The sequence below is a fragment of the Mesorhizobium sp. M8A.F.Ca.ET.207.01.1.1 genome (assembly GCF_004794715.1).
Classification (GTDB): Bacteria; Pseudomonadota; Alphaproteobacteria; order Rhizobiales; family Rhizobiaceae; genus Mesorhizobium.
The window spans coordinates 1-312 of record NZ_SRUS01000426.1; the positions used below are offsets into that span (position 1 = coordinate 1).

General features: G+C 68.6%; 1 pseudogene. It reads left to right on the forward strand.

Annotation, left to right across the window (positions count from 1 at the left end):
• Positions 1-312, forward strand: a pseudogene (locus EN850_RS35210) (hypothetical protein); the annotation flags it as partial.

The following is a 312-nucleotide window of genomic DNA, read 5'->3' on the forward strand; positions in this document are numbered from 1 at the left end:
CCAGCCCGTCCGCTTCACAACGCGCAAGTCGGCGCTCCTTTTTGCCGCCCTGGTCCTGGCGGGTCGCCGCGGCCACTCTCGCGAACGGCTTTGCGAAGGGTTTTGGCCGGGACGAGGCGATGCCCAGTCGCGCAACAGCCTGCGCCAGGCACTGGCCGACATCAGGCGATGGTTCCCTGCCGCCGGCAACGCGGCCATCTCCATCGACGGGGATCAGGAAACGGTCGCGCTGACGGCCGACCCGGATGAAGCCGATGTCTGGCTGTTCGAGCGCAAGCTGGCCGAAGGCGGGACGGCCGACCTTGGGTTAGC